The organism is Nesterenkonia sp. K-15-9-6 (assembly GCF_052656005.1).
In genome coordinates, this window is sequence record NZ_JBQYEY010000050.1 from 1 (window position 1) to 5,677 (window position 5,677).

General features: G+C 67.0%; 6 protein-coding genes, 1 tRNA gene and 1 rRNA gene. 7 read left to right on the top strand and 1 reads right to left on the bottom strand.

The features are described from left to right. From rrf to SD455_RS16520, 4 genes are all read left to right on the top strand, one after another. A 5S ribosomal RNA gene (rrf, locus tag SD455_RS16505) occupies nt 1-70 on the top strand; the annotation flags it as partial. A gap of 162 nt (nt 71-232) precedes the next feature. Beyond that, nucleotides 233-309 (top strand) — tRNA-Pro (locus SD455_RS16510). A 105-nt stretch (nt 310-414) separates the two neighbouring features. Continuing rightward, a complete protein-coding gene (locus tag SD455_RS16515; RefSeq protein ID WP_445508735.1) occupies nt 415-1,059 on the top strand; it encodes a hypothetical protein in 645 nt (214 codons plus the stop codon). Between the two features lie 28 nt (nt 1,060-1,087). Further along, nucleotides 1,088-1,663, top strand: coding sequence for a TetR/AcrR family transcriptional regulator (locus SD455_RS16520; RefSeq protein ID WP_070158957.1), 576 nt, complete (start codon nt 1,088-1,090; stop codon nt 1,661-1,663). A gap of 30 nt (nt 1,664-1,693) precedes the next feature. Here SD455_RS16520 and aceB read toward each other — a convergent pair whose 3' ends face one another. Then, entirely contained in the window at nt 1,694-3,295 is a 1,602-nt protein-coding gene (gene aceB / locus SD455_RS16525; RefSeq protein WP_445508736.1) for a malate synthase A, read from the bottom strand. Between the two features lie 205 nt (nt 3,296-3,500). Between aceB and uraD the strand changes: the two genes are divergently transcribed. The 3 genes from uraD (at nt 3,501) to pucL (ending at nt 5,323) form a co-directional block, all read left to right on the top strand. Beyond that, on the top strand, nt 3,501-3,995 hold the full coding sequence (uraD, locus tag SD455_RS16530; RefSeq protein ID WP_344683897.1) for a 2-oxo-4-hydroxy-4-carboxy-5-ureidoimidazoline decarboxylase: 495 nt from the start codon (nt 3,501-3,503) through the stop codon (nt 3,993-3,995). Then, complete coding sequence (uraH, locus tag SD455_RS16535; RefSeq protein WP_445508737.1) at nt 3,992-4,318, top strand: hydroxyisourate hydrolase; 327 nt, start codon at nt 3,992-3,994, stop codon at nt 4,316-4,318. Before uraD ends, uraH begins: the two co-directional genes overlap by 4 nt. Before the next feature lie 90 nt (nt 4,319-4,408). Further along, entirely contained in the window at nt 4,409-5,323 is a 915-nt protein-coding gene (gene pucL / locus SD455_RS16540) for a factor-independent urate hydroxylase (RefSeq protein ID WP_070158954.1), read from the top strand. Nucleotides 5,324-5,677 lie beyond the last annotated feature (354 nt).

Sequence of the window (5,677 nt, forward strand, 5' to 3'; positions counted from 1 at the left end):
GGAAGCTAAGACCCACAGCGCCGATGGTACTGCACACGGGAGTGTGTGGGAGAGTAGGTCACCGCCGGACACCACTTCACAGTGCTGACGCCCGCACGACGGCAAGGGAGCCGTCGTCGCGGGCGTCAGCTGTGTTCAGACCTTGATGAATGCCGGGCCGTTTTGGCACCGGCAGGCGTCTTGGCTAGTATGGTCTTCTGTGAAAGCCGCCAGGCGGCCGGATCAGAAACACCGGGGTGTGGCGCAGCTTGGTAGCGCGCCTCGTTCGGGACGAGGAGGTCGCAGGTTCAAATCCTGTCACCCCGACCACCAGATGAGGGGCTCGATCGTCAGATCGGGCCCCTTCGTCGTCTCTGGATATGCTGGAGTCCACTGACGATCCCCGACGAGGAGGAGGAAGTCATCGGCTCCGAGATGATCGGGCACCCGGCTGGAGGGGACCACCGGCGCCGTCGCCTCCAGGTGACCGCCTCCGCCGCATCGTTCGTCGTGCTCTTCGCAGCTCTGCTGATCATCATGCTGCCCAATCCGTGGGCGCTGCTGGCAGGGCTGGTCTTCGGCGGCGCAGGAGCCGCGGCCACCTATGGCACGATGAGCGGGATGGCTCAGTCCTCCCAGCGCCGCACACAGGCGCTCACCGACGATCAGGAGAGCCTACGACAGGAGCTGGCATCCCTGACGGAGACCATCCGCACCGGGTCTGACAAGCTCCCTCCCTCCACTCAGGGGCAGCTGCGCATGATGGTCGTCGGTCTCGAGGAGATCGTGGAACGGTGGTCCACGTTGGAGCGCCTGCCGGAGCAGCAGGACGCCGTTCGCATGACCATCACGCGGCACCTCCCGCGGACATTGGAGCTGTTCCTGGAGCTCCCGGACAGTGCCAAGCCCACGCACGCCCGCGAGTTCAAGGAGCAGGTGGGGCTGCTCGCCGAGGCGGTGGCGAAGACCCGCGACACCGTCGTCGCGAAGAACCTCCAGGCGCTGCGGACCAACCGCTGGCTGTTGGAGGAATCGCTCACAGATCCGGACGAGAAGCTCTTCCGCGACCACGGCCTCTGAGGCCCCGCCCGCACCCGGAGACATCATCATGCCGCTCTCAGCCGCCGCCATCGTCGAGGCCGCGCATCGCCTGCTGCTGGACTACGGCCTTCAGGACGTGTCCATGCGTCGCCTGGCGGGAGAGCTCGACGTCCGCCCCGGGGCCCTCTACTACCACGTGCCCAGCAAGCAGCAGCTGCTGGCCGATGTGGCCCACCGGATCCTGGCCCCGCTGGCGGATCCGCCTGGCACGGTCGGTGTGGAGGAGCTCATGCGACGCTTCCGGGCCACTGTGCTGCCCATCCGAGACGGCGCCGACCTGATGCTCATCGCCTTCGGACTGAACCCTGGCCTGCCCCCGGTCCCAGCCCTGCGGCGCGGCCTGGAACGGCTGGGCCTGGCCTCCGACCAGGCTCACGAGCGCGCCCAGATCGTCATGCATTTCGCGCTCGGGGCGGTGGCGGCGGAGCAGAACGCCGCCCTGCTGCACCCAACCCCGGAGACGCCCGACCGGGAGACGACAGGCCCGGAGGCGACAGGCCCGGAGGCGACAGGCCCGGAGACGACAGGAGGCGCAGCCCTCTACGACGAGGGGCTGCGCCTCCTGATGCCGACCGCCGACTGAGCGCCGGTCAGCCGTTGCGGATGCGGACGCTCAGTCCAGCAGCTCGTAGGCCGGCTGGGTGAGGAAGTCCTCATAGTCGGTGTCGAGCACCAGACGGCGCACGATGTCCGCAGCGGGCTCGAAGTACCGGCTGAAGGTCTCCGCGTCGGCGATCTCGCCGCGCAGCCGCTCGACCTCCTCGCCGAGCAGGCGCTCCACCAGGTCCGCGTCCACTGTGGCCCCGGTGTCCGCAGTGACGGTGCGGTTGCGGATCTGTTGCCACACCTGCGACCGGGAGATCTCCGCGGTCGCGGCGTCCTCCATGAGGTTGTGGATGGCCACCGCTCCGTTGCCCGAGAGCCAGATGGCCGTGTAGTAGACCGCCACGTAGAGGTTCATGCGCACACCGCCCTCGGTGACGTCGCCCTCCGCCTTGCCGACAGCCAGCAGATCCTCGGCGCTGACGTCGACGTCGTCGCGCTGACGGTCGATCTGGTTCGGCCGGTCACCCAGGACCGCGTCGAACTCCTCGCGGCAGATGTCCACCAGGTCCGGATGGGCGACCCACGAGCCGTCGAATCCGTCACCGGCTTCGCGGGACTTGTCGTCACGGACCTTGCCGATCGCCTTCTCCGTGACCTCCGGCTCGCGGCGGTTGGGGATGAAGGCCGCCATGCCGCCCATGGCGAAAGCGCCGCGACGGTGGCACGTCTTCACCAGCAGCTCGGTGTAGGCGCGCATGAACGGCTGTGTCATGCCCACCTCGGCACGGTCCGGCAGGACGAACTCGGAGCCGGAGGCGCGGAAGTACTTGATGAGGGAGAACAGGTAGTCCCAGCGTCCGGCGTTGAGCCCGGACGCGTGGTCGCGCAGCGCGTAGAGGATCTCGTCCATCTGGAACCCGGCGGGGATGGTCTCGATCAGCACGGTCGCGCGCACGGTGCCATGCGGCAGCCCCAGGCGCTCCTCGGAGAAGGTGAAGATGTCGTCCCAGAGCTTGGCCTCCGGGTGGTGCTCGATCTTCGGCAGGTAGTAGAAGGGGCCCAGGCCCTTCTCGTGGAGCAGCGTCGCATTGTGGAAGAAGTGCAGGCCGAAGTCCACGAGGGCGCCCACCGCCGGCGCACCATCGATCTCCAGGTGCTTCTCCGGCAGGTGCCAGCCACGGGGGCGCACGACGACGGTGGGCAGGTCCACATCATCGCGGAGCCGGTACTCCTTGCCCTCAGGAGAGGTGAACTGCAGCGTGCCGCGCGCCGCCTCGTAGAGGTTCTTCTGCGCGTCGATGACGTTGAACCAGGTGGGGGAGGAGGCGTCCTCCAGGCAGGCCAGCCAGACCTTCGCCCCGGAGTTCAGAGCGTTGATGGCCATCTTCGCCGGGGCAGGCGGGCCGGTGATCTCCACGCGGCGGTCCTGCAGGGAAGGGGGGTGCTCGGCGACCTTCCAGTCGCCGTCGCGGATCTCCTGGGTCTCGGGGAGGAAGTCGAGACGTCCAGTCTCGGCCGCCCGCTGCTGGGCTGCCCGGCGGGCCTCCAGCAGCTCGTCCCGGGTGCCGGCGAACCGGCGGTGCAGTTCCTCCACGAAGGCCAGTGCCTCATCGGTGAGGATCTGGTCCCGCCCGGGAACTGAATAGGGCTCTGTTGTCGTGATCGTCATACGAGCTGCTCCTTTGCACTCCGGTGTCTCGGACTCCGTTGTACTGCATAGTATCCACGGAACGAAATAAGTTGTCCAGATTGTGGACTTCTGGGATGGGGTAGCGAGGCGGTGTCCGAGTGGCTTGACACGGGCTGGAGAGGTGGATCACACTTGCACGTAGCGGAATAAGTTATCCACGATGCGGAAAGCAGGGGAGATGAGGGTGAGCCTCACAGAGTTCAACCGGGCGGCCGACGGCGATGCTCGCGCCCAGCTGCAATCATGCCTCAGGGTGAGTCGCTGGGTCGACGGTCTGTCGGCTCGCCGCCCCTTCTCCTCCGTCGAGGAGGCCCTCGAGCTCGCGCACACCATCGCCCATCCCCTCACCGAGGAGGAGATCGACGAGGCGCTCGCCGGTCACCCTCGGATCGGCGACCGTGACGACTCCGACACGGCCGAAGCAGCCCACTCGCGACGAGAGCAGGGCGGGCTAGGTGATGCTGACGCCGAGATTCTGCGCCGCCTCGACGCAGGCAATCGGGCTTATGAGGAGCGCTTCGGCCGGGTCTTCCTCATTCGGGCCGCTGGCCGCACCCACCAGGAGGTGCTCACCGAGCTGGAGCGCCGCCTCGACCTCGACCCCGCACGGGAGCTGGAGATCATCGGGCAGCAGCTCGAAGAGATCGCCGCCCTGCGATTGGAAGGACTTCTTCGATGAGCTACATCACAGCCCATGTCCTCGACGCCACCGCCGGAACGCCCGCGCGCGGCGTGGAGATCCAGCTGCTCAGCGCCGTCGGCCAGCAGCTGGGCGCCGCGGTCACCGACGCGGACGGCCGCGTCGCGGACCTCGGCCCAGAGACCCTGGAGCCCGGTGACTACCGGATCATCTTCGGAACGGGTGCCTATTTCTCGGCACGTGGACAGGAGAGCTTCCACCCCGTGGTGACGGTGGACTTCACCGTCAAGGCGGGGGAGGCGCACTACCACATCCCGCTGCTGCTGAGCCCGTTCGCCTATTCCACCTACCGCGGCAGCTGACCCAGGAGCTGAGGCCCCCGCGCCGCCCTCGCGGTCAGGGAGCTCTCGGCGGCTGCCCCGCAGGCCTATTCTCAACACAAGGAGACGACCATGAGTGCAGTGCCACAGGAGACGACCACCAGCGCAGTGCGTCTCTCGTCCAACCAGTACGGCAAGGCGGAGAACCGCGTGGTCCGCGTCTATCGGGACAGCGCACGCCACGAGCTGCGCGACCTGAATGTGACCTCGCAGCTCCACGGCGACTTCGACGCCGCCCACACCGAAGGCGACAACGGACACGTGGTGGCCACCGACACGCAGAAGAACACCATCTTCGCCAAGGCGAAGGAAGTCGGAATCAGCTCTCCCGAGCACTTCCTGCTCACCCTGGCCGACCACTTCACCGGCGAGTTCGACTGGGTCACCGGGGGACGTTGGGCGGCCGAGGAGTACGGCTGGTCCCGCATCGAGGGGCATGACCACTCCTTCTTCCGTTCGGCGCCGGAGGTGCGGACCGCTGTGCTCAAGCGCGACGGCGACCGCGACCACCTCCTGTCGGGGTTCTACGGCCTCACGGTGCTGAAGACCACCGAGTCCGGCTTCGTGGGCTATCCCAAGGACAGGTACACGACGCTGCCGGAGACCGAGGATCGCATCCTCGCCACGGACATCGCGACGCGCTGGCGCTACAACACCACCGTCGGCGTCGACTTCGAGGCGACCTATGCGAAGGTCCGGTCCATCATTCTCAGCACCTTCACCGACCACTACTCCTATGCCCTGCAGCACACGCTGTACCAGATGGGCCAGAAGGTGATCACCGAGGTGCCCGAGATCGACGAGATTCGGTTCTCCTGCCCGAACAAGCACCACTTCGCCTATGACCTCGAGCGGTTCGGTCTCGAGAACCCCAATGAGGTCTTCTATGCGGCAGACCGGCCATACGGGCTCATCGAGGCCACCATCGCTCGGGACGGCGTCGAGGACGCGCCGGAGGCCTGGGCCGACGTCGCCGGCTACTGCTGATGACCTGACGGGGCCTGCAGCGTGGCAGGTTCCCGTCCGCTGACGGCCCGGAGGGTGCTGGGTGGGCACCCTCCGGGCTCCCTTCGTGCTGCGGAACGTGACCCGTTCTGCGGCGTCATCCGCCCGACCTCGATGGTGCCGCTGGGGCGCATCCCTGCCCTGGATCTCGGTGCCTGCTCGTCGATCCTTGGAAAGAGGTGGCTCAGTGAGCGCTGGTGAAGAGATCTCACATATTCGCAGCGGTCTGACCAACCAGTTGCCGGATGTGGATCCGGAAGAGACTCAGGAATGGTTGGAGTCTTTTGATCAGTTGGTGGAGGTCCATGGCACCGAGCGTGCGGAGTATATGATCCG